This window comes from Bacillus sp. UNC41MFS5, assembly GCF_000686805.1.
The window spans coordinates 1-26,914 of the sequence record NZ_JMLP01000032.1 but is presented as its reverse complement, the minus strand read 5'-3'; the positions used below and the strand labels follow the sequence as shown (position 1 = coordinate 26,914).

Annotated in this window: 29 protein-coding genes and 1 pseudogene; 11 read left to right on the top strand and 19 right to left on the bottom strand. The window is 35.5% G+C overall.

The window, feature by feature from the left end:
• Positions 1-515 precede the first annotated feature (515 nt).
• Positions 516-980, top strand: coding sequence for a low molecular weight protein-tyrosine-phosphatase (locus tag BR30_RS0114810; protein ID WP_026565677.1), 465 nt, complete (start codon positions 516-518; stop codon positions 978-980).
• Between the two features lie 131 nt (positions 981-1,111).
• Here BR30_RS0114810 and BR30_RS0114805 read toward each other — a convergent pair whose 3' ends face one another.
• From BR30_RS0114805 to BR30_RS0114785, 5 genes are all read right to left on the bottom strand, one after another.
• Positions 1,112-1,408, bottom strand: coding sequence for a hypothetical protein (locus BR30_RS0114805; RefSeq protein ID WP_026565676.1), 297 nt, complete (start codon positions 1,406-1,408; stop codon positions 1,112-1,114).
• A gap of 162 nt (positions 1,409-1,570) precedes the next feature.
• The gene (locus BR30_RS0114800) at positions 1,571-1,834 is read right to left on the bottom strand and encodes a hypothetical protein (RefSeq protein ID WP_155928639.1); all 264 of its coding nucleotides are present in this window, start codon (positions 1,832-1,834) and stop codon (positions 1,571-1,573) included.
• A 40-nt stretch (positions 1,835-1,874) separates the two neighbouring features.
• A complete protein-coding gene (locus BR30_RS37915) occupies positions 1,875-2,099 on the bottom strand; it encodes a hypothetical protein (RefSeq protein WP_155928637.1) in 225 nt (74 codons plus the stop codon).
• Between the two features lie 84 nt (positions 2,100-2,183).
• Positions 2,184-2,984, bottom strand: coding sequence for a CPBP family intramembrane glutamic endopeptidase (locus BR30_RS0114790; protein ID WP_026565673.1), 801 nt, complete (start codon positions 2,982-2,984; stop codon positions 2,184-2,186).
• 148 nt (positions 2,985-3,132) lie between these two features.
• Positions 3,133-4,035 (bottom strand): AraC family transcriptional regulator, encoded by a 903-nt coding sequence (locus BR30_RS0114785; protein ID WP_026565672.1) that lies wholly within the window; start codon positions 4,033-4,035, stop codon positions 3,133-3,135.
• A gap of 119 nt (positions 4,036-4,154) precedes the next feature.
• Between BR30_RS0114785 and BR30_RS0114780 the strand changes: the two genes are divergently transcribed.
• The gene (locus BR30_RS0114780; protein WP_026565671.1) at positions 4,155-5,099 is read left to right on the top strand and encodes an EamA family transporter; all 945 of its coding nucleotides are present in this window, start codon (positions 4,155-4,157) and stop codon (positions 5,097-5,099) included.
• A 73-nt stretch (positions 5,100-5,172) separates the two neighbouring features.
• Here BR30_RS0114780 and BR30_RS0114775 read toward each other — a convergent pair whose 3' ends face one another.
• A complete protein-coding gene (locus BR30_RS0114775) occupies positions 5,173-6,024 on the bottom strand; it encodes an aldo/keto reductase (RefSeq protein ID WP_026565670.1) in 852 nt (283 codons plus the stop codon).
• A 39-nt stretch (positions 6,025-6,063) separates the two neighbouring features.
• A complete protein-coding gene (locus BR30_RS0114770; RefSeq protein WP_026565669.1) occupies positions 6,064-7,029 on the bottom strand; it encodes an aldo/keto reductase in 966 nt (321 codons plus the stop codon).
• 182 nt (positions 7,030-7,211) lie between these two features.
• Here BR30_RS0114770 and BR30_RS0114765 point away from each other — a divergent pair, with 182 nt between their 5' ends.
• Positions 7,212-8,129 (top strand): AraC family transcriptional regulator, encoded by a 918-nt coding sequence (locus BR30_RS0114765; protein WP_026565668.1) that lies wholly within the window; start codon positions 7,212-7,214, stop codon positions 8,127-8,129.
• Positions 8,130-8,287: 158 nt separating this feature from the next.
• Here the strand turns inward: BR30_RS0114765 and BR30_RS0114760 are convergent, their stop codons facing one another.
• The 4 genes from BR30_RS0114760 to BR30_RS0114745 form a co-directional block, all read right to left on the bottom strand.
• Positions 8,288-8,677 carry a cupredoxin domain-containing protein gene (locus BR30_RS0114760; protein ID WP_026565667.1) on the bottom strand — a complete coding sequence of 130 codons (390 nt, stop codon included), beginning with the start codon at positions 8,675-8,677 and terminating at the stop codon, positions 8,288-8,290.
• Positions 8,678-8,806: 129 nt separating this feature from the next.
• A complete protein-coding gene (locus BR30_RS0114755) occupies positions 8,807-9,133 on the bottom strand; it encodes a YciI family protein (RefSeq protein WP_035445602.1) in 327 nt (108 codons plus the stop codon).
• Positions 9,134-9,254: 121 nt separating this feature from the next.
• Entirely contained in the window at positions 9,255-10,487 is a 1,233-nt protein-coding gene (locus tag BR30_RS0114750) for an MFS transporter (protein WP_026565665.1), read from the bottom strand.
• 42 nt (positions 10,488-10,529) lie between these two features.
• The gene (locus BR30_RS0114745) at positions 10,530-11,534 is read right to left on the bottom strand and encodes an ROK family transcriptional regulator (protein WP_197032344.1); all 1,005 of its coding nucleotides are present in this window, start codon (positions 11,532-11,534) and stop codon (positions 10,530-10,532) included.
• A 143-nt stretch (positions 11,535-11,677) separates the two neighbouring features.
• Between BR30_RS0114745 and BR30_RS38875 the strand changes: the two genes are divergently transcribed.
• The 5 genes from BR30_RS38875 (at position 11,678) to BR30_RS37335 (ending at position 15,269) form a co-directional block, all read left to right on the top strand.
• Entirely contained in the window at positions 11,678-12,262 is a 585-nt protein-coding gene (locus BR30_RS38875) for a CBO0543 family protein (protein ID WP_155928635.1), read from the top strand.
• Positions 12,252-12,737 carry a CBO0543 family protein gene (locus BR30_RS0114735; protein WP_035445599.1) on the top strand — a complete coding sequence of 162 codons (486 nt, stop codon included), beginning with the start codon at positions 12,252-12,254 and terminating at the stop codon, positions 12,735-12,737. The genes BR30_RS38875 and BR30_RS0114735 overlap by 11 nt, the downstream gene beginning before the upstream one ends.
• 173 nt (positions 12,738-12,910) lie before the next feature.
• Entirely contained in the window at positions 12,911-13,495 is a 585-nt protein-coding gene (locus tag BR30_RS0114730; RefSeq protein ID WP_026565661.1) for a helix-turn-helix domain-containing protein, read from the top strand.
• 120 nt (positions 13,496-13,615) lie between these two features.
• The gene (locus tag BR30_RS0114725; RefSeq protein WP_026565660.1) at positions 13,616-14,986 is read left to right on the top strand and encodes an MATE family efflux transporter; all 1,371 of its coding nucleotides are present in this window, start codon (positions 13,616-13,618) and stop codon (positions 14,984-14,986) included.
• A 115-nt stretch (positions 14,987-15,101) separates the two neighbouring features.
• Positions 15,102-15,269 carry a hypothetical protein gene (locus BR30_RS37335; RefSeq protein ID WP_197032343.1) on the top strand — a complete coding sequence of 56 codons (168 nt, stop codon included), beginning with the start codon at positions 15,102-15,104 and terminating at the stop codon, positions 15,267-15,269.
• A gap of 237 nt (positions 15,270-15,506) precedes the next feature.
• Here the strand turns inward: BR30_RS37335 and BR30_RS0114715 are convergent, their stop codons facing one another.
• Complete coding sequence (locus BR30_RS0114715; protein WP_026565659.1) at positions 15,507-15,995, bottom strand: GNAT family N-acetyltransferase; 489 nt, start codon at positions 15,993-15,995, stop codon at positions 15,507-15,509.
• A gap of 330 nt (positions 15,996-16,325) precedes the next feature.
• On the opposite strand from BR30_RS0114715, the gene BR30_RS0114710 reads away from it, so the two are divergent.
• Positions 16,326-17,225 (top strand): DMT family transporter, encoded by a 900-nt coding sequence (locus BR30_RS0114710; protein ID WP_051633631.1) that lies wholly within the window; start codon positions 16,326-16,328, stop codon positions 17,223-17,225.
• 150 nt (positions 17,226-17,375) lie between these two features.
• On the opposite strand, the gene BR30_RS0114705 is transcribed toward BR30_RS0114710, so the two are convergent.
• Together BR30_RS0114705 and BR30_RS0114700 are read right to left on the bottom strand one after the other, a co-directional pair.
• Entirely contained in the window at positions 17,376-18,467 is a 1,092-nt protein-coding gene (locus BR30_RS0114705; protein ID WP_231507722.1) for a HupE/UreJ family protein, read from the bottom strand.
• Between the two features lie 74 nt (positions 18,468-18,541).
• On the bottom strand, positions 18,542-20,080 hold the full coding sequence (locus tag BR30_RS0114700) for a CehA/McbA family metallohydrolase domain-containing protein (protein ID WP_026565656.1): 1,539 nt from the start codon (positions 20,078-20,080) through the stop codon (positions 18,542-18,544).
• 242 nt (positions 20,081-20,322) lie between these two features.
• On the opposite strand from BR30_RS0114700, the gene BR30_RS0114695 reads away from it, so the two are divergent.
• On the top strand, positions 20,323-20,556 hold the full coding sequence (locus BR30_RS0114695) for a DUF3892 domain-containing protein (protein ID WP_026565655.1): 234 nt from the start codon (positions 20,323-20,325) through the stop codon (positions 20,554-20,556).
• A gap of 379 nt (positions 20,557-20,935) precedes the next feature.
• Here BR30_RS0114695 and BR30_RS0114690 read toward each other — a convergent pair whose 3' ends face one another.
• From BR30_RS0114690 to BR30_RS33590, 5 genes and pseudogenes are all read right to left on the bottom strand, one after another.
• Complete coding sequence (locus tag BR30_RS0114690; RefSeq protein ID WP_026565654.1) at positions 20,936-21,352, bottom strand: GNAT family N-acetyltransferase; 417 nt, start codon at positions 21,350-21,352, stop codon at positions 20,936-20,938.
• Positions 21,353-21,539: 187 nt separating this feature from the next.
• A complete protein-coding gene (locus tag BR30_RS0114685) occupies positions 21,540-22,751 on the bottom strand; it encodes an MFS transporter (protein WP_026565653.1) in 1,212 nt (403 codons plus the stop codon).
• Between the two features lie 97 nt (positions 22,752-22,848).
• Positions 22,849-23,508 (bottom strand): type 1 glutamine amidotransferase domain-containing protein, encoded by a 660-nt coding sequence (locus BR30_RS0114680; protein ID WP_026565652.1) that lies wholly within the window; start codon positions 23,506-23,508, stop codon positions 22,849-22,851.
• Positions 23,509-23,708: 200 nt separating this feature from the next.
• The gene (locus BR30_RS0114675; protein WP_026565651.1) at positions 23,709-24,581 is read right to left on the bottom strand and encodes a LysR family transcriptional regulator; all 873 of its coding nucleotides are present in this window, start codon (positions 24,579-24,581) and stop codon (positions 23,709-23,711) included.
• A gap of 550 nt (positions 24,582-25,131) precedes the next feature.
• Positions 25,132-26,421 (bottom strand): annotated as a pseudogene (locus BR30_RS33590) (IS110 family transposase).
• Positions 26,422-26,654: 233 nt separating this feature from the next.
• Between BR30_RS33590 and BR30_RS33585 the strand changes: the two are divergent.
• A partial coding sequence (locus BR30_RS33585) for an IS110 family transposase (RefSeq protein WP_035445598.1) occupies positions 26,655-26,914 on the top strand: 260 nt, incomplete at its 3' end.

Here is a 26,914-nt window from a genome sequence, read left to right as displayed (position 1 = left end):
CAAGATTTTATTCCACGCTTCCTCCAGCCCTTACCTCACGGTAAGTACCTTGCGCTTCCTTAGTGGTTGGTCGATGTGTACCCCCACAGTGGACTTTCACCACCTAGATAGTTGCCATGCCTGGCACACTAAGTAAAGCCGCCATAATTAGCAGCCAGATTTTAAGGAAATTCCCCTTTAGCTTAAGTGAAGTTCTTCGCAATTCAGATGCAGGGAAACAGTCTCTAAAAATAGCACTAGCGCCGTTCCATTTTTCTGTTTGGTACATACTTTGTGATTACGAATGAAAAGAAGGCACTGTACATGGCAGATGGTACTTACGGAGCTGGTTTTGCTCTAATCATTGTATGTTTATATTTCTTATCATCGTAGGAGCAACTTGGTATTAAAAGACCCTAATAACGCCTGTAGATGTGCAAAACAACACACCTGTCCAATCTAAAATTTTGTAAATACATAATTCATTTAAAAAAGACTAATAAAATGAAAAAAAAACAATTAAAGGGGTTAACTTCATGATCAACGTTTTATTTGTATGCCTGGGGAATATTTGCCGTTCACCGATGGCTGAAGCTTTGTTTCGCAACTTAGTCAAAAAAGAAAATTTGACAAACAAAATCGCAGTTGATTCCGCTGCAACCAGTTCATGGCAAATCGGCTTCCCACCGCACGAAGGAACTCTTGATATTCTGAAGAAATACAATATCTCTTCTAATGGGCTTGTTGGACGCCGACTAAAGAAAGAAGACTTTTGGAAATTCGACTATATTATCGGTATGGACGAAAGCAACATAAAAAATATTTACAGGATAACCGGGAAGCCTAAACATCCAAAGATCATTAGGCTTCTTGACCTGACCAAATATAGGAAAGATGTCCCCGATCCATTTTATACAGGTGATTTTGATGAAACCTATCGTCTTGTTTCAGCTGGCTGCCAGGTATTACTCAATAAAATACGCAACGAACAAAACTTATAACATCACACAGCTTCCGTGGGAACAACTTGCTGAAAAATATATCCATCTTCTAATACCGATATTCTAAGTAAGTTTCTAAGATTTCCATGCTATTTAGTAAAGATTAATAGGATAATAAACTTCCAAGATATTCAAGTAACTGAAAAAAGAATTATTGTAATTATCCAACTTAATACTGTAATACCTAAAAGGGAATTTCTCATTTTATTACGTGTATCATTAGTGAGACAATTAAAGTATCGACGAGTTCCCAATCCAATGGACCAAGCAACTATAATAAATAAAGCTAAAACAGTAATAAACCTTGGATTTGGGAAAGTATCGCCCAATGTAGTTACAGCCAAACCATTCAACCCAAAATATAAAAGTAAAATAAGTGCTATCCCAAAACCACTTAAAAACCATATGCTGTTTTTCTTCTTAGTCATCTTATCCCTCCTTATTTTTCAATCTAAACATCCACTGTAACTAAGAAAATTAATGATAATAATTTACCATAAAATTCTAATTCCTTCTTCAACAAAACTGCCAGTTAGTTCAATAACAGAAAATGATGTTGCTGCGACAACCCCATTAAGATACGAAAGTTATTAATACTCACCATACTCTGTAATAATAGGAATCTTAATCGTTTTATTATTAAAATCAATCTTCGGATTTAAGTCATAATTAGTCTTTTTAAAATCAATTATCCCCACATTGGTGATGCTAAAACGAGCAATATATTCATCATTATTATCAATGATTACAAATTCATCTTTGTTTGTAAATAAAGAAAAATTGAATTGCATTATGAGTTTCCAATTGTTTATTAAATCGTAGTTTTCATAAGGATTGATTTGTTCTTCTCCCATTTCGATTCCTCCCTTAATAAACACAACAGACTAAGCCCCCTTAGTTGAAGAGTGGGGAATAGATTATTAAAAGAACTCCTAATAAAATAAGACCAACAATAATTATTAAACCATTACTAAAATCTAATACGACACCTAAAATCATCCATAAGAAATAGAAAATTTTAGTTTTTGTACTTTCATTTTTATAATTTTTATAAGCTTCTTTAATAAACCACCCTAAAATGATACTTCCGCCAACAACCAATATAATCCCAATAGCCACTAATTTCAAATTCGTACGTTTTCTTACTCCTTTTGGAATATATACCGGTTAGTTTGTCACTTTTCTACTTAAACTAACCTCTTTTCATCTCCCATTAAGAAATGAGATAAATATAGAATTTACTATCCCTGAAAGTGAATTTGCAGTTCCATGACATATCCAACTTGCTAAAAACCCGTATTTCAAATAGACAAAGCTAAATAGTATCCCAGGTAAGAAATAAAGAGGAAATGAATAAAGGTCAGGTCCATGAACGAAAGCGAAGAAAAATGAAACCAGTATCACCCAGCCACTTATTAGTTTTTTATCTTTCATTTCAAATACTCGGTAGTAAACCTTATTCGCTACATTTTCTAAGAATATAAAAGATTTAGAAATACTTTTATTCACATTTTTCTTTGTTATGAGAGACTTTTTAATGAACGTATGATAGAGGGCTAGATACGGCAAGTAAACAATAAGAAAGAAGCGGAATAGAAATTCTTCACTAAAAGGTCCTATGATCCCTAACAATAAAATCTCTCCAGTAGTAGTAAGTTCTTGATGACCTAAATATTGAGCTTTTCCAACCGATAATGGCTCTTTATCAAATAATGCTGGAAAGTAGAAATAGGAATACAACAAAAAAAGCGCCAATATTGCTAAAAGAACGGGTAACAACACCACTCTATCAAAAGCTTTAATTCTAATGAATTGTGCAAAGAAGTGCTTCCTTAGCTCCGGAGAAGCAATCCAGAAGTAAATTAACAAAATTGTAGGTCCAAGAAAAATGTCTATATCGTTATCAGAAATACCTAAATGAAACTTATCGTTCAATAACATAATTGTTAGCATTAATAATATAGAGGCTAGAAAAAATAAAGATACATTCTTTAATATTCGCATGAATTTTTCACACCCTATGCCTTTTATACATAGTTATGAAGACAAGCTATTGCATATAACATTTAATTGCAATCTTCTTTACCACACACTAAGAAAAGCCACCAAAATGGCAGCTGGTTCTTCAACTCTCACACCCGTTATTTTAAGTCTACTCCTTCACAAGTAAACCGGTATATTTATGTTTTTTATAGGCCAATGGGGTCAGGTTCATCGACTTTCGGAATTTATCAATGAAATAACTTGTGCTGTTAAATCCTACTTGATAGGCAACATCTGTGACATTGGATTCTGGTTGTTGTAGTAAAACTAAACTTTTTTGAATTCGATAATCGGTTACATAGTTCAAAGGTGATGTTTTTAAAATCCGTTTGAAGTATCGACAGCATTCGGAACGGCTTAGTTGACCAGCTCGTGCAATATCGTCCAACAGGATTTTTTCAGCATAGTGTAAGTGAATCCAATGTAACATTTGCTTCATTCGATGATTCTTTATCATTTCCGGCTGTTCGTATTCTAATTGAATACCATTCATAATGAGGTTCTTCCACATTAACGTGAGATGGACGCTGATGTCGATTTCGTAGTATGGTAGATTTTGTTTAATCAACTGATTGATGTTCATAATAGAGTCCAAAATATTTTTCGCCCAAAGTTCCTTTGGAACCAAGGTTAAATACGGTATATTGGTCGCCTGAATATAAGGGGATACAAAGGTTGTATAAAGTTCTTGTGATAAAACGAAACTTGGAGAAACATTTAAACAAATATAGACGCAGCCCGAATCATTCAGATCTTTTGCCATGTGCAGGCAGCCACTATTTATAAAGAGCCCCTCTCCTTCTTGAACAATCATATTTTCTTCATTTATTTGAAAAATGGCTTCTCCTTTTACAACGAGAACAAACTGAAATTCATCATGCCAGTGAAGTGGAATATATCCATTAATATTTTGGTTAATCGTAGTTTCGTAACATGCAATCGGTAAGACAACTGTACGATGTTCAGTTAATTCTTTTAAACTTTGGTCCACCAAAAAATCCATCATTTGCATATAATCACCTCAATATATTTATATTTTTTCATTCAATTTGGGTATTATTTCAGAGATTTTCCGCTTATGATTTATAATATTATAACACTATTTTTATATTTTAAGGTGGAGAATCAATCATGAATAGACAGAAGGGAATACTTCTTGTTATCACAGGAGCAGTATTTTGGGGAATTGGTGGCACAGTTGCAAAAAAGCTTTTTCATCAGTATCAAATCGATGTAGATTGGCTGGTAACGATTCGCTTGCTTATAGCTGGTTGTTTACTCTTAACCGTTCAATTTTTCGGAAAGGATCGCTCCCAGATATTAGGTGTTTGGAAAACCCGCAAAACAGCGATTCAACTGATTATCTTCGGGTTACTCGGTATGCTTGCGGTTCAATACACTTATATGGCCTCCATTGAACATGGAAATGCTGCTGTTGCAACACTACTTCAGTATTTAGCACCTGTTATGATTATCATATACCTAATTTTCCGTAAACAATCGGTTCTAACAAAAAGAGATTTGTTAACTGTTATTCTCGCATTAGTAGGTTGTTTTTTCTTATTAACAAATGGCTCCATCTCTCAATTATCTGTGTCAACACCTGCAATTGTTTGGGGTGTTTTATCAGGATTCGCTTTAGCTTTTTATACACTTTATGCCGTTCCACTCCTTGCGCAATTCGATTCCCTGGTCATTGTCGGTTGGGCTATGTTGATCGGTGGTTATGCCTTAAGTTTTATCCATCCGCCTTGGCAAATGGACTTTACAAGCTTACCGTTAGATGCTTATTATTATTTAGTCTTCGTGATCATTTTTGGTACGATGTTTGCTTTTTGGTTCTATATTGAAAGTTTACAAAGTTTGGCACCTAAAGAATCAAGTCTTCTTGGCAGCATAGAGCCACTTGCTGCCGTTTTAACAACAGTCTTTTGGTTAAAAGAACCGTTTGGTCTATTCCAATGGGTTGGTACAACTTGTATCATTGGATTGATATTCTTGTTAGCTTTGAATAAAGAGTCTTCATCAAAGCGTAACCAACTTTCTAAAAATCAAAAGCCCCTCAAAATCAGCTAGATTGGCTGAGAGGGGCCTTCTTTTTACTAGAATCATTTCATATAAGCTTCAGTTTCCTAAGAACGACCTGAATTTAGATATCAAGTTTACGAGTACCAATCCATTTCACCATATCAGGATCCCTATGAGAAAAAAACAGGCTTTCTTTCGTATCTAATGCCGCAATACTTTCCATATCCTCTTGGCTTAAGTCAAAGTCAAAGATATTAAAGTTTTCGATGATTCTTTCCTTACGAACCGATTTTGGAATCGCCACTACTCCTCTTTGTGTCAACCACCGTAAAATTACCTGAGCAACTGATTTATTATGCTTTTCGGCAATTGGTACTAGAATTTCGTTCTCGAACATGTTATTTTTTCCTTCAGCAAATGGCCCCCAGGACTCTATTTGAACATTATTCCCCTTCATAAATGCAGCACTATCTATTTGTTGGTTGAATGGATGCGTTTCAACCTGGTTTATGGCAGGAATTATTTCATTATGAATGATCAAATCCACTAGACGGTCACTTTGGAAGTTACTCACTCCAATTGCCCGGATTTTACCCTCACGGTACAATTCCTCCATCGCGCGCCAAGAACCAAATACATCGCCAAATGGCTGATGAATTAAATACAAATCCAAATAATCGAGTTGCAGTCTTTCTATCGATTTTTCAAATGCTTTCTTTGTCTTATCATATCCGGTATCCTGTACCCATAATTTCGTAGTAATAAACAGTTCCTCTCTTGGCACACCACTCCGTTTGATGGCTCTGCCAACTGCTTCTTCATTTAGATAAGAGGCAGCGGTATCGATTAATCGATAGCCTGCCATAATCGCGTCGTAAACAGCTTGTTCACATTCCTTTTCATTCTGGATTTGAAAAACTCCAAAGCCGAGTATCGGCATTTCAACACCATTGTTCAACATTACTTTTTGCATACAAAAATTCCTCCTATTTGTTTAATGAAACTTATTTTTTTAGAAATGTGTTTCATCAATATCAATTTCAGATAGTGCTATATTTAAGCGTTCTAACTCTTCTTTTGTTAATTCGATATCAGCCCCACCTATGTTCTCTTCTAATCTGTGCAATTTTGTTGTGCCTGGAATTGGAATAATAAATGGTTTTTGAGCTAATTCCCATGCTAGTACAACTTGTGCAGAGGTTGCATTCTTACCTTCAGCAACTTCAGCAATTAATTCTAATAACGCTTGGTTATGATCAATTACTTCAGGTTTGAATCTGCCCATGAAACTTCTAAAATCGCCTTCTTCATATTTTGTATCTTTTGTGTATTTTCCGCTTAAGAAACCGTTTCCTAATGGACTGTAAGCCACAAAAGAAATCTCTAATTCTTCACAAAGATCAAATAATTCTTTTTCTGGTTCACGCCACATCATGGAGTATTGATTTTCAATGGCAGCAATTGGACATACAGCATGTGCACGTTTCATATAATCAATTGGTGCATTAGATAATCCCCACGCTTTAATTTTTCCTTCAGCCATTAATTCTTTCATCGTTTCTGCAACCGCTTCTGGTTCAACATTCGGGTCCGTACGATGTTGATAATATAAATCGATGCAATCGACTTTTAATCTTTTTAAGGAACCTTCTAATTGTTCTCTAATAGATTCTGGGGTGCTATTTAAAATATTTTGAGGGAGACCATTTGCCATTTCTTGTCCAGAAATTCCAAATTTAGTCGCAATCACAACTTCATTTCTTACTGCTGAAAGTGCTTCACCTAATAATTCTTCATTGGATTCCCCATAGACCACAGCCGTATCAAAAAAATTGCTGCCAAGTTCAACGGCTTTACGAATCAATTTAATCATTTCATCACGATCAGCCTGTTTTCCATAAGCATGATCCATTCCCATACAACCAAGCCCAATAGCAGAAACTTCCAATCCACTTTTTCCTAATTTACGCTTTTTCATTTTTTTCCTTCCTTCACTTTTATTAACCATTAGATGATGCTCTTATTATGCAACAAATGAAATCATGCCTGGTATCACAATCGTATCAAATGATTGCACAATCCTCTCACAGCCATTTACGAAAAAAGCAAATACCCATTATAATGAGACTATCGCGATGAAGAAAACAAAGGAGGAATTTTATGTTTGAACAATTATACAGACAACGAGTAGAACTCGCCAAAATCATAGAGAATCACACAGGACGGGACGGAACTCAAATGACTGCTATTCCTTCTTTATTTTTCTCCCGTTATTCTAATGATATTGGACCAAATTATGGAGTTCATAAGCCTTCCTTATGCATTGTCGTTCAAGGGATGAAGGAGGTATTGCTTTCACAGGAGCGCTTCATGTACGGTCCTGCCGATTACCTTGTTGCATCTGTTAACCTGCCAATTACCGGTCAAGTTACGGAATCCTCATCCGAAGTTCCTTATCTGGCTCTTAAACTTGAATTTACACCGAGTGAAATATTGGAGGTGTTACGTGAATTCCAAATGGGAGTTGAAAAGAAGGAAAATGCTAAACGAGGAATGTATGTCAGTAAAATTGAGCCATCTTTGCTAGACGCGGTTACAAGATTAGCTCGTTTGCTAGATACTCCGAAAGACATCAAGGTACTTTCTCCTCTAATCGTAAAAGAAATCATCTATCGGGTGCTTCAAGGAGATCATGGGGGGATGTTGAAACAAATAGCCATTGAAGGGAGTTCTACCCATCAAATTAGTGATGTGATTGAACATATCATGAAAAACTATGAAAAGTCTTTTAAGATTGAGGAACTTGCCGAAATAGCAAATATGAGTGTTTCTTCCCTTCATCGGCACTTTAAAGAGATTACCGCGATGAGTCCCATTCAATTCCAAAAACAACTGAGACTTCAAGGAGCCCGAAGCCTATTACTATCGGAATCAGCAGATGCAGCAGATGTTGCATTCCAAGTAGGTTACGAAAGCCCCTCACAATTCAGCCGTGAATATTCGCGTATGTTTGGTTTTCCACCAAAAGAAGATATTAAGCGGCTGAGGGAGAAGAATGACGAAACGATAAATGCCTGAATCCCCTGCCTAATGGTGGGGTCCTTTATTGTGGAGGAAAAGGATCATTCTAGAGTGACGAATTACCTTAAGAATTTTCGTAACTAACAATAATCATACAATTTTTGAACCAATACACTGTTGCCTATGAAAAAAGCAAGGCCGATTTGGCCCTGCTGTTATTTCACGATTACTTTCCCAACCATTCCTGACTGGAAATGGTACCGGCAAATCAGTTCATATGTACCGGGATTTTTCGTTGTCACAGCAATGGTTGTTTCTGTTCCCGGCTGGACTTCGGTGTTAATTCCGAGCTTTTCCACGGTGAAGGTGTGCTTTTTCTTACCTTGGTTTTTCAATATCAAGGTTGTCGTTTGTCCATTCGCAATTGTGATGGCTTTCGGATGAAAGTAATCATCGTGCAACTGAACCTCTATCGCATTCACTTTCTGTACAGGCTGTGTTGCGACGCTGGATTCGGCGAATACCGAGAGTGAACCTGGAGCTGCCATTACCACAATCATCGCAAGTAAAACGACCACTACAGTTAACCACTTTTTCAAATACATTTCCAAGCCCTCCTTTCTTAAGTACTATTGTTTTCCAATTCATACAATTTTATCACTTTAAATTGGGGTCCAATGTACTTCACCTCAGTGCTGCAAAACAGGGGGCTTACGCATGATAAAGGGATTATATTATTTTTTTATGATTGCTTTCATAGGGTAATATTCCGTTGTCATTATTCCTGCAACAACGGCTGGGTCTTCTGAGACAAGTTTTGGAACTTGTTCCTCATTCTCAACTTCTATAATTGCTAGTCCGTGCGGGGCTGAAGGATTAAGAACCGGTCCGAACACCAATGCAATCCCTTGATTCTGCTTGTCCATCCAATATGAAATATGTTGTTGCATAATACTACGCTCTTCTTCTGTCATATCCTGGTGAAACGTTACTCTCGGCGGAGTGGATGTTAACATAAAGTGTATTTTTTCTGTATGATCGCTAGAGCTGTTAGGCGACATTTAGAATCTCCTCCATCAATATCAAATTGTTATTCATTGTTAGGTAGACCCTCAATGTCAATTATTCCATAAAGCCCTTACGAATACAATGAACGCCCTTTTGTGTTAGAACATCTTAAGTTTAAATGACTGTGGAGTTGTTATTTTTTACACTTATTAATTCTGTCCTATTCATGATGGCATTTAATTTCTCAGATCCTAAGAGCATGATTGCAATGAAACCTGCAATGACAAATGGAAAGATACCAATTGTTATGTGCGCTGCAAGGTAACCAAGTAGAGGCGGCAAAAACGTACTACCTGTATAAGCAACTGCCATTTGATACCCCATGATTGTCTGGGATTGTTCCTTCCCAAAACGTGTTGGCGTTTCATGCAACATACACGGAAAGATCGGTGCCAATCCTACTCCTACCATCATAAAACCAACAAGCGAGAACGTGGACGGCAATGGCAGGAATAAGAATACGGCCCCAGCCAATGCGATTATTTGCCCCGCCCGAATGAGCGTCCGGTTACTTATTTTTAAGGTTATAAAGCCTGTTATAAATCTACCAAAGGTTATTCCACCGTAATAGATGGACACCCAATTTGCCGCTGTATCTACGGATAACTCTTTAACATTTATCAGGAAACTGCTTCCCCAAAGTCCCATCGTTGACTCTGCGCCACAATAAAACAAGAAAGAAATTAAAGCTAGCTTAACTCCCCTAATTTGCAAAGGTTTTTTATTTTTAGCATCTGTACCACGATATACTTCGTCTGTATGTTCTTTCTCATTTGTTGAGGTCACCGTGCTGTTTCCTCCAACCTTATTCCATAAAGGCAACGTGAAGAAAAGAATGACAACTAATACAAACTGCAAACCGGCGATGGCAAGATACCCGCTTCTCCAAGAATGTTGCCCTGAAATAAACTGAGCCATAATGACGGGACCAAGTGTAGCCCCCACTCCCCAAAAACAATGTAGCCAACTCATGTGGTGTGCTTTGTAATGTGAAGCAACATAATTGTTTAATCCTGAATCCACTGCACCTGCACCTAATCCAAGTGGTATGGCACAAATAAATAACCAAAAAAGCGATGGCGCAAAATGAAAGCCAAGTAATGCTCCAGCTGTCATGAAACAACTAAAAAATGTGACAATACCCGTTCCGAAGCGTTTCAATACAGCTCCGCTAGCAAAACTTGAAATGATCGTTCCTCCTGCAATCGTCATAAAAAGCAATCCGGCAGTCTCAAGCGGTGCTCCAAACTCCGATTGCATCATCGGCCATGACACTCCTAGTAATGAATCAGGTAGTCCCAAGCTGATAAAAGCCAAGTAAATAATTAGTAAAAAGAATGTAGCCATAAAACCCCTCCTTTATATTTTTTCATATGGAATTGAATTCTCTTAGCTGCTTATCCCGGTAATCATGAGATCAAGCCCCAGACTTTGTAATCCCAATAAATAGTCTTGTTTCCAATCACTTAAGATAAGTTCTGGAAGATGTTCGGCTGGAATATACTTTGCGCTTTGATCAACAATTTGATCTAAGGTATTTGGGTTGACTTCATCATCACAGAAAATAATCCTATAAGGATTAAGGATAGCTACAAATGAAGCTACTAACCTGCTAATGGCGTCGATTTCATAGTCTTCACCTATAAATGCCTTCTTCGTCCTGGATTCATTTTGCAAAGCTTGGCCAAAATTTTGGTCATCGTACTGAGGAACGAATGAAACCTCTCCTGAAAAATTCGTGCTGCCTCGTACCACGACTCCATTTACCATAATTCCAGCACCTGGACCATTATGACCTGAATAGATATAAATAAGAGATTTATCTTTCATGATTCCCTTACTATTGTGATAACCGAGCACCGCTGCGTTCATATCGTTCTCAATGACAACAGGTACGAAGAAACAATTTTCAAGGTATCCCTTTAAGTCAATATTTTGAAGATGTTCATACCCTGGTATATAAAAAATCCGTCCTTTATCAACGGAACCTGGTACACCGATGGCTATAGAACTAATTTTCGGATAGTTCTCTAATATCTCTTCAACACATTCAGTTAATAAACTTAAATCTCCAACTGCTAAGAGACTTGAGGTTTTACCAACATCCTTCACTTCACCTAAACAGTTAAAGACAACATAATTTGTCTCTGTTTTTTCTAAAAAGATGGCCAACCCTAACATATACTCCGGATTATATGTATATCTTTTTGCCCTTCTTCCCCCACTCGAATCATCAAGACCAACTGAAACAAGTTCACCATCCTTTTCCATTTGGGTTAAGAATTTGCTTATCGTAGGGAAACTGATTCCTAATTTTTCGCTAAGTTCAACTTTTGTTGCATTTCCAAGTTCTAGAAGAGATTTACGAATACCGCGGAGGATTTCCTTCCCCATCGATTTTGGAGTCGTATTCACAAGAGTCACCACCTCTTAAAAATGACCTTATTAAAGAACTTTAATAAGTATCGAATAAAAAACTTATTAAATCTCTTTAATAAGTTACATTGATAATATATCACATAAAATTTCCGAAAACAATGAAGATGATTGCAAATAAAAGCACCATTTACAAAACTGGATATTTTTTTCTATTATATCAAAAGCTAATTAAAAAAAGGCGGGCAATCATGAATTCAGATTTTTATGTGATGCTCTTCCTATGGATAGCATTACCTTTTATTCTTTGGAAAGTTACCCCTCGGAATCGACTTCGGGAAGCACTTGCTACCCTTTTGTTTTTTCAGATGTTAACGTGGTTGTTTAGCATATTTCTTACATATTTTGGATTGTACGATCCTCCATTTAGGCTTTTCAAACATGCCACCAAAATTAATTGGACTATGGAATATATTGTTTTTCCTTTTTTTTCTGTATTGTTTCAACTAACATTCCCGAAATATGCACATTTTTTAAAACGTTTGTTACATTATTTATTTTGGGTAGTCATGATTTTATTAGCAATGGTCTTGCTAGGTAAAATCAGTAACATTGTAAATAATAATTTAGAAACCCTAATAAGAAGTTTTTTCAATTTTATTATTGAATTATGGTTATGTCGTCAGTATATTTTGTGGTTTATGAACCATCCCGATTATGAAAGGTTGGAACACAATGAAGGTTGACCAGTTGATTTTATATATCCTATATGCTTGTACTTTTATTTCTTTAGCATTTATACCAAAGGATAAATTACGGGATGCCAGTATCATATTTTTATTTCAGCAGGCTCTAACATGGTTTGCTGGGATTCTTGCTGTAGGATTAAACTTATTAGAATATCCTGTTCGGGAACTCGCGAAAGTGAATGGAACCAGCTTTTTATATGAATTCCTTATATTTCCGGTCATCTCTATCTTCTTTTGTTTCTATTACCCACGAAATAGTAAACGGTGGAAAAAAATTTTATTTACAAGTGCATTTAGTACAGGACTCACCATACCTGAAGTGATTATTGAACAATATACGAATCTCATTAAATACTTAAGATGGGAGTGGTATGATACATGGATTTCCGTTTATGCCACCTTATTTTTAGCGTGGGTATTTTATAATTGGTACTTTAAGTTAAATAGCCGGAAAAAAATCTTGTTTCACTAACCTCCCGTACAATAAAAAAAATGCGTCTACACTTATCGAAGAAACGCACTCGTTCGTTTAAGTGAAATGATTCACAATCTTATTGCATTTTACCGATTTTTAACTCTACGGAGCGTTTGTTGTTACCAACCATATAATCCTCTAAGATGAAAATAGAGCAGGAGGAGACAATGATGGATAATAGTAAAGTTGGAGAATTAATTTATCGTTTGCGAAAGGAAAAAGGACTAACACAGAAACAATTAGCTGATCAAATGAACATTTCTGATCGAACGATTTCAAAATGGGAGCGTGGGTATGGCTGCCCAGATATTACGCTATTACCAAGCTTATCTACCATATTGGGAGTATATATAGAAAATATTTTAGATGGTGAATTATCGTCGAATGAATTTGTAGGGGGAAATATGAAAAAGTCGAATTATTTTGTTTGTCTTTTATGTAATAATATTGTGTTAGCAACGGGAGATATAAGCATATCTTGCTGTGGGAGAAAGATTGAACGATTAGAAGCGAAGAAAGCAACAGTCGAAGAAAAGCTATTAATTACAGAAATTGATCATGAATGGTTTATTTCAAGCGACCATCCTATGACAAAAAATCATTATATATCATTTATTGCTGTTGCTACGGGTGATCAAGTTCAGATTATTAAACAGTATCCTGAATGGAGTTTACAATCACGAATCCCGAAACGTAAACATGGCAAACTGTTATGGTATGATACCAAATTTGGTTTATATTATCAGCTATTTTAAACCAAAGACAGATTATTATTTAAATATTCATACTCGATTACCTTCCCCTCACTTTGTTCATAATCTTGATTCAAAAAGTGAGGGATTCTTTGAAATGAAATCTATTAGGAGTTATATGAAATGAATAAATCTTTAAATGAAATTATTGCCTTGACAAGACCAATGATTGCCTTTCTCGTACCTGTCATTTTTGCAAGCGTTTTTCAATCATTAGGTCAAGTATTCGGAATTATCGTCGTTGGACAAACACTTGGAGTAGATTCTCTAGCAGCTATTTCTGCCTTCTTCCCTCTATTCTTTTTCTTACTATCCTTTGTAATCGGAATTGGATCTGGAAGCTCCATTCTAGTTGGGCAAACATACGGTAGTGGAAATATCCCAAAAATGAAGGAAGTAATGGGAGTTACTTTAGTATTTACGATTATTATTTCCATTGCAGTCGCACTAATCGGAGGACTCTTTTCAGAAGATATTCTAAAATGGATGGGAACACCTGAGAATATTCTAATTCAAAGCGCTGCGTATGCACGTATTTTATTTTTTACATTACCCATTACCTTCTTATTTATGTGCTATACATCCATTATGAGAGGTGTTGGCGATTCAAAAACACCTTTTTATTTTCTATTAATTAGTATTATCTTAAATATTACTTTGTTACCAATTTTTATTTTCGGTTGGTTGGGTTTACCGGCATTCGGATTAAATGGTGCTGCTTATGCTGCTGTATTAGCCAATTTTATTACATTTGTGATTCTGTTAGTATTCTTACACAAACGAAATCATGTGCTCAAATTAGACTCTATTATTTTGAGGCATCTTCACTTGAAAGGCTCTGTATTGAAAACCTTACTGAAATTATCTATTCCTACTAGTATTAGTATGATTTCGATAGCGCTTTCAGAAATTGCAGTCATAACTTTTGTAAATGATTATGGTTCAAATGCAACAGCTGCATATGGAATCGTGAATCAAATTGCAAGCTACGTTCAAATACCAGCGATAAGTATTTCAATTGCCATTTCAGTATTTGTTGCACAAGCTGTGGGATCCGGGAACATTTCGAACATTATGCCTTTAACTAAAATAGCCATTACAATGAATTATCTTCTTTGCGGTATTCTCATTCTCATTCTTTATTTAATACCCACCCCTATTTTAAGCATCTTTTTAAACAACACGGAAACAATTCATATCGCTAAAAGCCTTATGATGTTCTCATTTTGGAGTTATGTTATTTTAGGTCACACTCAGATTATCTCAGCAACAATGAGAGCAACGGGTACCGTATTTTGGCCAACAATATTTACAATCACAAGTATTTTGCTGATTGAAGTTCCGTCAGCTTACTTCTTGTCACATTTTACAACTCTAAGGATCAATGGAATATGGCTCGCCTATCCAATTGCATTTATCGTCAATATCTTGGCCCAATCTGCTTACCATCAATTTTTCTGGAAAAAGAAATCCTTAAAAACACTAATTAATTAAAACTACTAATAAATAAATTTTAACTATCACTTTATGTCAATTTTTGTGGCTAAAATAACTTTGTACTTTACAACTAGAGTCATATAATTAAACTATTAAGCGAGGAGGAATAAAAATGAAACAAGTTGCTCTCCATCAATGGCAGAAAGAACATAATAAACGAATAGCAGAATTTCATAAGAACCACGAAATGAAAATACAACGTAGTGAAAAAGGAAACGGTTTGTTGGCTATATGGGAAAGATTTTTTTATAACAATGTCATTGCCCCTCTTAAAAAATAAAACACTTATTAATTGAACTGTCGTCAAAATACAGTTCATTTTAAGCAATATTAGTCAATGTCGAACAAATATTTTAATAAACTCCATGTTTGTCCATGACCTTTTGAAACAAGCTATCATAATATACAGTAATCCTTTAAATGAAAAACATTTACAATACCTCTTACCAATGAAAGCGTCTAATTGACGCTTTTTTCTCTTCTGCCGCAATTTAAGTGCAAAGTTGAATAAGCTCGTTTAAATTTGAAAGGATTGAACCAAACATTCTTCATTATCAACAATTTTCTTCTCTTCTTCAAAGACTATATCTAGCTCACGATAAATTTTTCTCCAAAATAAAACAGCAGGTTTATTCTTAGCTAATTCAACAACAAAATATTTACCCTTTTTCTGTTTAAACAATTCCTCTAATAATGAAAGTGCAAAACCTTTTCTCCTGAATTTTTTCAACATAAAAATATCATTAATACTGAAATCATAGTCTTTAGTTAAAAAAGGTCTTTCTAAGAGCAGTAAAAAACCTACAATTTTCTCATTTTTTTTAAATAAATATGGTGTTAACCCCTCTCTCTCCCAGATTAATTCAAATGAATCAAACTCAAACGAACCACTTGTTGATATTGCTAAACCATCGGTAAATTCAGAAAGGTCGTGTAAATAAAGGGAATATAAATTGCGTAGTATATGCTTTTCATTTTTTGATAGTAATTTTAATGAAACACTCATTTTTACACCTCATTTTCAATTAAATAACTTCTCTTACTTTGTAAATTTATATATTTGTGGTTGATTCCATTAAGATATTTTAGTAAATTAATAATGAATCAAAAATGTATAAAGAAGAATTGTTTGGGAACGTCGATAGCTAAATTTCATCAATGAACAATGCTTCTTAATAACCCCCACATTCGGAATTCGATTTGGGGTGTGTCGGAAAATTAATTCCGTTACTAATTATCGTTGAATTGTCAATGAAAACTGTATAAGAGTAAATCGTTCCCGCCTCTTTTCATGAAGAGGCGGGATATTTTTTTATAAGAAAAGGAGAATCAACATATGAAAATGACTAAATCAATGGCAAACGTGCTACTATTGATAGCCTCTGCATTTTGGGGTTCTGGGTTTGTTGTAACAAAAATAGCTCTAGATGCTAATGCATCTGCAGGACTCATAAATTTTTTCAGAGGCTTTCTCTTTGTGGTTTTGGTACTTATGTTTTTTTATAAAAAGATATTTAAAATGACCACTAAGGACTTTAAAATTGGACTAATAGCGGGATTGCTTAATTTTGGCGGATTTATTACACAGACTATTGGTGTTCAGTATACGACTCCATCCAATAACGCCTTTATTTCAGCAATATATGTAGTAATTATACCTTTCTTTGCCTGGGCTATATATCAAAAGAAACTCCCAGTTAAAAGCTTTGTTTCCATCGCTTTTTGTTTACTTGGAATGACAATATTAACTGGAATATTAAACAAAGAACTAACCATAAATATCGGTGACGTGTATTCTTTTATTTGTGCGTTTTTTTATGCAGCCTCTATTGTTTATCTCGGCTACGGAGCAAGAGCCACTGATGTCAGCATTGTAGCTTTTATGCTTGCGGCTGTACAAGCAATAGGTGGGTTGATTTTTTTCTTGTTCGTAGAGAAAGGACAACTTACTCATATCAATTGGTCTGTCGCATTAGTGCCATTGTTATATATGGGAATCATATGTTCGTTTGTTGGTCAAACTGTTCAGGTTTTAGCTCAAAAACATACCTCCGCAACATCTGCTGGATTAATTATGATGCTCGAAGGAGTTTTTGGAAGTATTTTTTCAGTAGCGTTTGGATTTGAATCATTTACAGTTCAATTAGTTGTTGGGGGAATGCTTATAATGATTTCTATTATTCTTATGGAAGTGGATTTCAAGCAGATGTTGATCAAGAACAAAAGAACAGCTTAGAAAGCAATAATTTTACCATTGCATAAACGACAAAATGGGTCTGCTGAATTGATTGTAATTCGAATGCAGACCTTTTTTGATATATTAAAAAATATCGTTTTAACTTTTATCGTTCTCACTAACAAAGTTCAATCAAGAAAACTTTCACATTCAAAAAGCTCTTTGAATAAACCATACTAGCCCAAAAGCTAATATTGCAGCTGATGTACTAGGGATGACCCATTTGATTGGTTTATATCTTAATTTTTTTATCCACAAAATTAATGGAAAAGCTAAGGATACGATCAATAGCTGACCAATTTCTATTCCTATATTAAAGGATAGAAGTGACATAGCCATATGATTGCTATCTAATCTCATTTCCGATAAGATTCCTGCAAAGCCGAATCCATGGATGAGTCCAAAACCAAAGGCAAGCCACGGTTGGTGTTTCGAGTCCTTATTAAATATGTTTATAAGTGCAACGTAAATTATGCTTAATGCAATAGCAGATTCTACAAATCTACTTGGCAGGTGAACAATATTGAAAGTCGCCAAAGCCAATGTAATACTATGTGCAATCGTAAAGGCTGTGACTAAAGAAAGAATGTGACGAATCGTCCTGGCCCCAAAAAGCAAACTAATCACAAACAAGATATGATCATAACCAGTAAAAATATGCTCTAATCCTAGAACTACAAACTGTTTTACGTTTTGTAGAAAACTTATTTCTCCAATTTCTAATTCCCTTGATTCGAAGGTTAAAATCTTTTCTTGTTGTTTTCCATTCATTTTAACCGTTGCATAATTCGCATGACTTGGGTCAGAATCATCCATAAACATATTATATTCAACCACTAATTTTTCTGGTTTATGTTCTATATTATACGCTAAGTTAATCACCGCAAATGGTCTTTCCTTAATCATCTCTATATCGTTTTTTTCTATTCGACCTTCAATAAGTTGGCTGTCCGCATAAAGTTTTATATGGGAATTGATATATCCTTGTACAACTTTGTTATCAATTAACTGTTTCTGATCTGTTTCCTTATTAAGAGCATGGCCAAGTTCCTCTAAATCTAGCTTTAATTCGTAATCTAATGTTTTTTCATTGACTTCAATGTTAGAAAAACCTTCACTGTTATTGGTATGAGCAGATGCCGGGGATGGAAGGAAAGAAGCAAATGAAAGTATGAGGAGCAACATACGGCAGCGTAACCTTTTCATAAAAAATTCACGTCCATTTCTTTTGATTTCTTCCATAGATGCCTTGACATAAAATAATGGAAAGACGAGGAGTCTTTAATGCCCCTCGTCATTTCTTCCACTTTACCCAATTATTTATCTGATTTGATGAAAATTGGGTTTGAGTAGAACCAAAGATCAGTCCATGGGTTTTCACCTTTAGGATCTTGTGCTGGTTCTAATTGATCAGTGTTCGTACCACGTACACGAATATAGCTGTCTTTATCCACATCTTTTAAAGTATAAGTAATAGTGATGTATTCACCGTCTTGTTTCCAATCATTTTCAGTGAAACGCTTCACAACTTTTGTTGTAGGATTAGAAGCAGTAGAGCGGTCTTCCACTTTTCCTTTAACTTCTCCCATGATTAAGTCCACACGTTTTACATTTGGCTTATCTCCATGTGAGTTCGCAGCGTTTGGATCTTTTACGCGAATGGTAACCGTTACATCGTTAGATTTCTTGCCAGGAAGTTTTAGTGTTTCACCAATAGTTGCTGTATTTCCATTTGCTTCAGCATGCATTGGGGTTTTACCAACAGCCTGTGCTTTAACATCAAGTTCTGAGATTAGGTCACCAGTTGTTACGAATACATGACCAGCACGAAGGTTCTCCATTACATCTTCATAATTTTTCTCTGCTTTTACATAGGTTTTAGAGTATTCACCAGGCCAGAAGTCACTTCCTCCATCACGCCAGTTTACATGAGAGTCAGAGGTAGCAGTAACCCACCAGTGTCTTCCTTCACCTAACATTGAATCCCATAAACCACCAACGATAGCCGTCATTTGGTCAAATCCACCCATTGTTGGAGCGTTTACGTTTCCATACGAGCCACGGGACCCTTTAGGATCAAGAGTGCCATCTGGATTAATAGAAGCAGCTTGATGACCAGGAGCTCCTTCCATACCAATAGAGATATTTGGTGCTGTATCATTCCAATTACGGAATTCTTGCGGAGTATCTTGTCCCCATACACCAACACCTGTTGCTGAACGGGATGGATGATGCGCAATAGAGATTGGAAGCTCGTCCATTTGTTTCATATAGTTAAGAGCTTCAATCATTTTTGTTTCAGTGTTACGGCTTGGGTCACTTGGAAAAGCTTCACGAGAATTAAACTTGCTTTCAAGATCATAAAGCGTTTGTGATTCATTTTCTCCTTTTGGAATCATTAGAGTGCTATGGTCCGCTCCTGGTGTGTCTAACTCCATTCCGTAGAATTGGAGAACTTCAGGAACAGCTGCACGAGATTTTAATAATTCTGGATAAGATTGTTCTAAGTTAACCTTGGAGTGGTTAGGACCGCCATGGTCTGTTGTCATCATCCAATCTAGTCCATACTTTTTGCCATTTTCGGCATTTTTGGAGATTGGGTAGATAGCATCCCCACCTCTAATAGCAGTCGGAGGATTTGTTGAATTGTCCCAACCAACACTCCATTCACTATGTACGTGATGATCACCTGCAAGCCAAGATGCACTATTATTTTTCACTTCTTGTTTTGATAATAGTTGTGCTTCTGCTTTTTGATTTCCTCCCTCATTTAATAATGTTTGGGTGGTAAGAGCAGTTGTTGCAAGAACAGTCGTTGCGATTAAAGGTATTGCCTTCTTAAAACGAGTTTTCATTTTTCCTTCTCCCCCTATTTAACTTGTTCTAACAGTTAACATCTTAATCTAGTTTTATTAGGGCTTTATGGATATTCCGTAAATTTTATGTAAATTGGAAAAAATCAAACAAAAGGCCTATTTTCATACAACCATAACTTCGAAAAGCAGCTTTTTATTAATATAATACCCTAATTCTTGCTTTAATCTTGGTTCATAAAATATGAATTTTAAGTCATCATAATTAAATAGGAGGCGAATTTATGGAAAGACGGCAAGAATCTGTCATCAGCGTCCGTAAGAATGGGGATGACGATATTATTGAATTAAAGTTGTCAAACGGTCAAATTGTTGATTACAAAAAAGCACAACAAATGGCAAAAAGCGGGCTGATTGTAAACGTCAATGTTTTCAAGGGTCCCGACGGGGAGGAACATCTTCGGAGCAATCCAGACGGGGATCCAACCAACAACCTTGATAATCTTCCTCAACTCTGACCGAAATATAAATAATGAGCCATTTCGGAACAGGTTTGAAGTAATATTTCAGTTTGCAAATAAATTCACGGGAAAATTTACACTATGATTATCAAGAGAATTTATCAGAATAATCGTCATAAAAAAATGCTCAGGGCGTATAAACTCTGAGCATTTTTCTATATATCGGCTTATTGAACATAAGTACCCGTTTGTTTAAGTGAAAATATTCACAATCTTTTTTTCCTTAACAGAATCTAATCCTTTAACGTGTAGGGGCGTTTCAAAATAACGCCTTCTTATTCAAGAAAAGATCCCGATTCTTGAATAATCAACAAATCTTCTATTAGCTGTTGTATGCCTTTTTCACATAATCTCCGTTATCGGAAGTGAAAATTTGCTAATTGACCGTTTTTCTCATTAAGTTAATATCACCAATTTCTTTATTAAATCCCCATTTTTCATAAAAAGATATTTTGTCAGATTTACAATACAATTCAAAGTGTTGCACAGATTGAAGTTTAGGGTGTGTCGTTACTTGATCTAACAATATTCGTCCCAAACCTTTTCCTTGATACTCTTCATGGATAATAACATCGAATATTAAGGCTTTATAGACAAAATCTGAAAGAACACGTATAAAACCAATGAGTCTATTAGTTTTATTTTCACATATTCCAATAAGGATGTCTGTGTTTTCAAGCATTACCAACACGTCTTCAAACTTTCGGTTATCTGTCCACCATTCTTGTTGGTATAATTCGTAGAGTTCTATGATTTGTTGTTCATCTAGTGTTGAGATGATATTGTAATTCATGTATGCTTCATTCCCTTCAAAACATATATATATTTATTTATATAATTCAGTTTTCAGGTGTACAAGTCCTTTTTTTGCGATGTTTTATTAACTCAACTATTACGCTCTCTACAATAAGATGCATAGGCTAAGGAAACAGTTTAAATATATTAAAAGTTAGGCAAGATGTACCTTGCCCAATTTGCAATCAAGCTTGATTTTCTCTTTTCTGTTTATGTGCACCCCATAAGGTAAGAAGAAATCCAACAATCGTGACCAGTGAAGCAACCCAAGGAACAGCAGGAAGTCCTCCGCCAATTCTGAGATCAATTACTAATCCCCCTATAAATGCCCCCAGTGCATTTCCAAGATTAAAGGCTGCAATGTTTAACGTAGATGCTAGAGTAGGTGCTTCTTTAGCAGTATTCAGCATATGCAACTGTAGCCCAGGGACTGTACCAAATGCTGCAATACCAAAAATAAACACCATTATCAGAGTGAGAAATTTATATTGATCAGTAATGCTGAACACAGCTAGTATGATCGCCAACAAAACAAGGATTCCAAGAAGTGATGGCAGAAGTTTTCGGTCTGCTAATTTTCCTCCATAGATATTGCCAATTGTAATCCCAACACCAAATAATACAAGAATGTATGAAATGGATTTAGGTGCAAAGCCTGTAATTTCTACCAATATTGGTGAAATGTAAGTAAAGGCTGTGAATACTCCTCCGAACCCAAACACCGTCATTAAAAGTGCAATATGAACAGCAGGTTGTTTTAATACACCAAGTTCCTGTTCCAAACTGGATTGGGCACCTTCAACCCTTGGCACCAGTAAAAAGATTCCAAGTAAAGCGATAATACCTATCATTGTAATTGACCAGAATGTAGATCTCCATCCAAATGCTTGTCCTATATATGTTCCAATTGGTACGCCTAAAATGTTTGCTAATGTTAATCCTGTAAACATAATAGCAATTGCACCTGCACGTTTTTCTTTTGGGACTAGTTCTGCCGCTATAACTGACCCCACTCCGAAAAATGAGCCATGCGTTAAAGCGGCCAATATACGTGCGATCATAAGTATTGTGTAATTCGGTGCTAGAGCAGCTAACAAGTTTCCTGCAATAAAGAGAATCATTAGAAAAATTAAAAGCTCCTTACGTTTCATCTTATTTGTAGCTACTGTAATAATTGGAGCACCAATAGCAACCCCAAGAGCGTAACCTGTTACTAGCATTCCAGCCATTGAGATTGAGACATTTAGACTAGATGCCACCTCTGGAAGTAAACCCATGATAATAAATTCAGTTAAACCAATAGCAAATGCTCCTAGAGTGAGGGCATATAAAGCTGCCGTTGAGCCTTTTTGAGTCGCAATATTTGATGAATCTTGGTTTATGTTAATTGAGCCCATATTGAACCCTCCTTATTAATATTTACAACCTTTCTTTACGAAAGGTGAATTACTGAAAGAAGGAGGCCGATATTTCCTCTATCAACCTCCATAATTCTTAACTTAATTTTTCAATTACTGCTTTGGTTACTGCTATAGTGGATTGAGGATTTTGACCTGTAATCAAGTTACCATCAACTTCATAATGAGTTGACCAATTTGGAGCAGCGACGAAAACAGCCCCTAAATCACGGATCTTACTTTCCAATAAGAACGGTAGAAATTGTCCCAAACCTGTATCAGCTTCTTCTCTATCAGTAAAAGCATTGACACGTTTACCAGCAACAAGCGGCTGACCATTAGATAAAGTCGCACCAACCAATCCTGCTGGACCGTGACAAACAGCAGCAACAATCTTGTTCCCTTCATAGAAATCACGTAACAATTCATGAAGTTTTTGATTATCAGGAAGGTCAAACATAGTTCCATGACCACCTGGCAAGAAAATAGCATCGAAACGTTCATGGGATACATCGTCAAGTTTCAGGGTGTCTTGCAAATATTTTACTGTATCTAAAATCTCTAGTGGTGTATTTTCATCTACACTGCTAGGATCAACTGTACTTTTTCCTCCAAGAGGACTTGCCACTGTCACCTCGTAACCTTTCTGTGTGAATTCAATATATGCTTCAGCAAACTCCGATAACCAAATACCAGTCGGTTTGCCTTCTTTTATTTCTGTATGATTAGTAACGACCATTAAAATGTTTTTTGACACTTTCATTACCTCCTAAATAAGCTTTGTTTGTTACAAACGTTATTCTACTACCTGAAAATATATAAAACAAATTATGTTTTTATATATTAATGATAAAAATATTTATAGATAATAATTTAAGTTGTAACGAAAAACATCATAAAAAAATCATCCAAAATATATGGATGATAGAATAAAAAATAGACATTAGCACATTTACTTTATCTGTTTCCCCCAATTTCTTGGATCAAATTATTAATTTCGGGAAGATGTTTATGTTTCGTTTGATAAGCTATATAAAGTTCGTTTTTAACCTTCATATCTTTGAATATGACTTTGGATTTTACTTCATTCATTGAATTTCTTAATATATATGTCGGAATTAAACTTATTCCAGCACCGTTTTCAATTGCCTTAAGAATCAAATGCAAATTAGGAATTACGTGAATAGGTTTAATGATTGGACGTTTTTTAAAGTACTCCCTCCAAAATCTTCTTATAATCGGTAAGTCTAGCCCATAACTAATCCAATTTTGCGATGAAAGCCATTTTTCTTTTAACTTAAAGTTAGTACCCTCTTCAATTTCTAATTGTTTTGGGGCAACAATAACAAATTCCTCTTCACATAACGTTACATATTCAATACCTGAAGCGTGAAACTTTTTTGAAGTAATTATTACATCTACTGTACCTTCCTTTAGTAATTCTAACAGTTCATCAGCAGTTCCAAAGTAAGAAACCGTACATGTTTTATATTCTTCTAGCTGATTTAGAATATTTTCATAAAAGTACTCAATTGCTGAACCAATTCTAATTATAGAAAGAGTTGGTAATGAAGCACCTTTAAAACTTAATGTTGCTGCCTCTAATGATTCAATAAGAGGAGCCAACTGTGAATATAATTCCTTTCCCCTTTCAGTGGGCACCATTTTTCTTGCGGTTCTTATAAATAGGGGCTCCCCAACTTCAGCTTCTAAAGAAGCTAAATGCTGACTCATAGCAGGTTGTGTCATGATGCGTGTTTTTGCAGCTTCCGACACCGAATTATATTTATATATATAAATAAAGCTTCTAAACCACTCAAAATCAACCATTCAAAAACTCACCCCAGTATCTTTCATTGAACTTATATCTACAAAAAACTACTTTTACACTCCACACCGTTACGTATTTCTCAATGTTGTTTACCTATTCTAATTCAATTCTTGATTCTTTTCATCTTATTAAACTATCCTCCCTCTATATAGAAAGGAAAATCTCTCGATTTCTCTTGTTTTCTCTGAATTACGCAGTAGTCTGTTTTAAAATTCATTTGAATATTGGAAGAGTTGTGTACTAAAGGATAATTTTGGGAGCAAAGTGAAAAAACAATTAATAGCTTTCAAACCAACCTTATCCAAAAGGTGGATATATAGGTAAAGTATGGTCGCACTTGTGGATCTCCACATTTCTCATGGAGGTCAACCCTCCCATTTCTCACAGAGTCTTTGCTCCAAAATTCCTTCGTCCAACCTTTCCATGAGGTGGATGTCAGTCATGCTGCCCGACAGGGTCTTTGCCCGTACTTTAGTTGTTTTACTGACTAATCCGTGCTTCAAATATTTATAACAATTACCCTACTAATTAATCTCGATCAAAAGAAAATTAAGCTGCTGCTATCTGTAATGCCGCCATATGAGGAATGTCCCTTAACATCTGTTCTTCACTAAATTCACACTGCTTTTTACCAATCGTAAACAGAATGCGTATGAGATTATTACATATTGCAATTAGAGATTGCATCTTCTTTAAAGGATTATTTGGGCGTTTTGTAAAATACTCATGTAAAGCTTTAAACGCAGTATTTTTAGCCACTAAAGGCATTGCTACTCGAAAGAGGAGAGCTCTTAAGGTCTTTCTTCCTCTCTTTGTAATTTTGGTTTGCCCTTTATGCTTTCCAGATGTATTTTCCTTTAGACTAAGCCCAGCTAATTTGATAATTTGTCTTGGGTGCTAGTAGTAAGTTAATTCTCCTACCTCTGAGAAAAATCCTGCAATCGTATCTTTCCCTATTCCCTTAATTGCCAACATTTGTTCAACACCAGGAATTTGTTCAAGAAGTTTATCTATATTAGATTCCAGTTCTTCGAACTTTTCAATTATGAGTTCATACTTATCTATTAATGTGCGAAGCTCTAATCTAGCCATATCTGAACCTTCACGAATGCCAATTGAAACCATTGCCACCTGCTTTAGTTCTTTTATTTTACTGAGTCCCACCGCACGTTTAACAGCTTTTCGAAGGTGTTCAAGTATCTGCTGTTCTGTAAGATTGATTAATTCATTTGGCAATAAATTAAGTTTTAATAACTGTATTGCAGCCTTACCTTCCCAATCTTTAAAGACGGTAAGGAATTCTGGAAAGTAGCGATCTATCCAATTATGGACTTGTCCTTGAACTGCTTGAAGGTCAACAGATAAGAGATCACGTATTTTTCGAGCCACTCGAAGTTCTGCATATACTCCTTGTGGAATATTAGGTTCGGCATATCTCCCGTCTTTGACCAACTGTGCAATAACTCTGGCATCCTTTACGTCATTTTTAGTAGGAGAATTATCATCTAACTCTTTACTTTTCTTTACATGCATAGGATTTACGACTACAAACTTAATATTTTGTTCCTTAAGGAAGTGAGCTAAATTAAGCCAATAATGACCTGTCGGCTCCATTCCTACGATCACTTTTTCCATTTTGTTTTGATCCATCAACTTTTTAAGCCACTCTATGAAACTGTTAAAGCTAGAATTTGTATTTTCAAAATAAAAGGGTGCCGAAAATTCTAAACCTCTAAAGTCTTGGGCTCTTGCCACATGCTTGTATTTAGCAATATCAACGCCTATAATTAACGTTTGAGAAGTAATTTGAGCAATCTTTTCATTTTGGTTATAATTCATTTAAATAGCCTCCTGGTATATGTGATTGTTGTCCTTTTTGCCTGCAAGCTTTGGACACACATATCATACCAAGGGGCTTTTTTATGTTCAAACCCCATATTTCTTCATTACAGGAATGCTGCCCGTTAGAATTCCTGTAGAGAGCTATTTTTCACGTTTGTAAAAAATAGAGCCCCTCAGTAAGATGATTATACACACACAACACAAAATCATTCTTAGGAGGAAGCTCTATTATGAAGTTTAAAATGCAAGACAAACAAAATCAACTAATTGAAAGAATTTCGATCAAACATTTAATCGTAGGAATTGATATAGCACAACAGTTTCATGTTGCTCGTGCTGTTAACTTCCGTGGAATTGTTATTGGTAATCCTCTAACTTTCGAAAATAATGAAGATGGTTTTGCTAGATTAATACAATGGATTAACCGTTTAAAAGCCTTAAAGGGCTTAGATACAACGATTGTTGGCATGGAACCAACCGGACATTACTG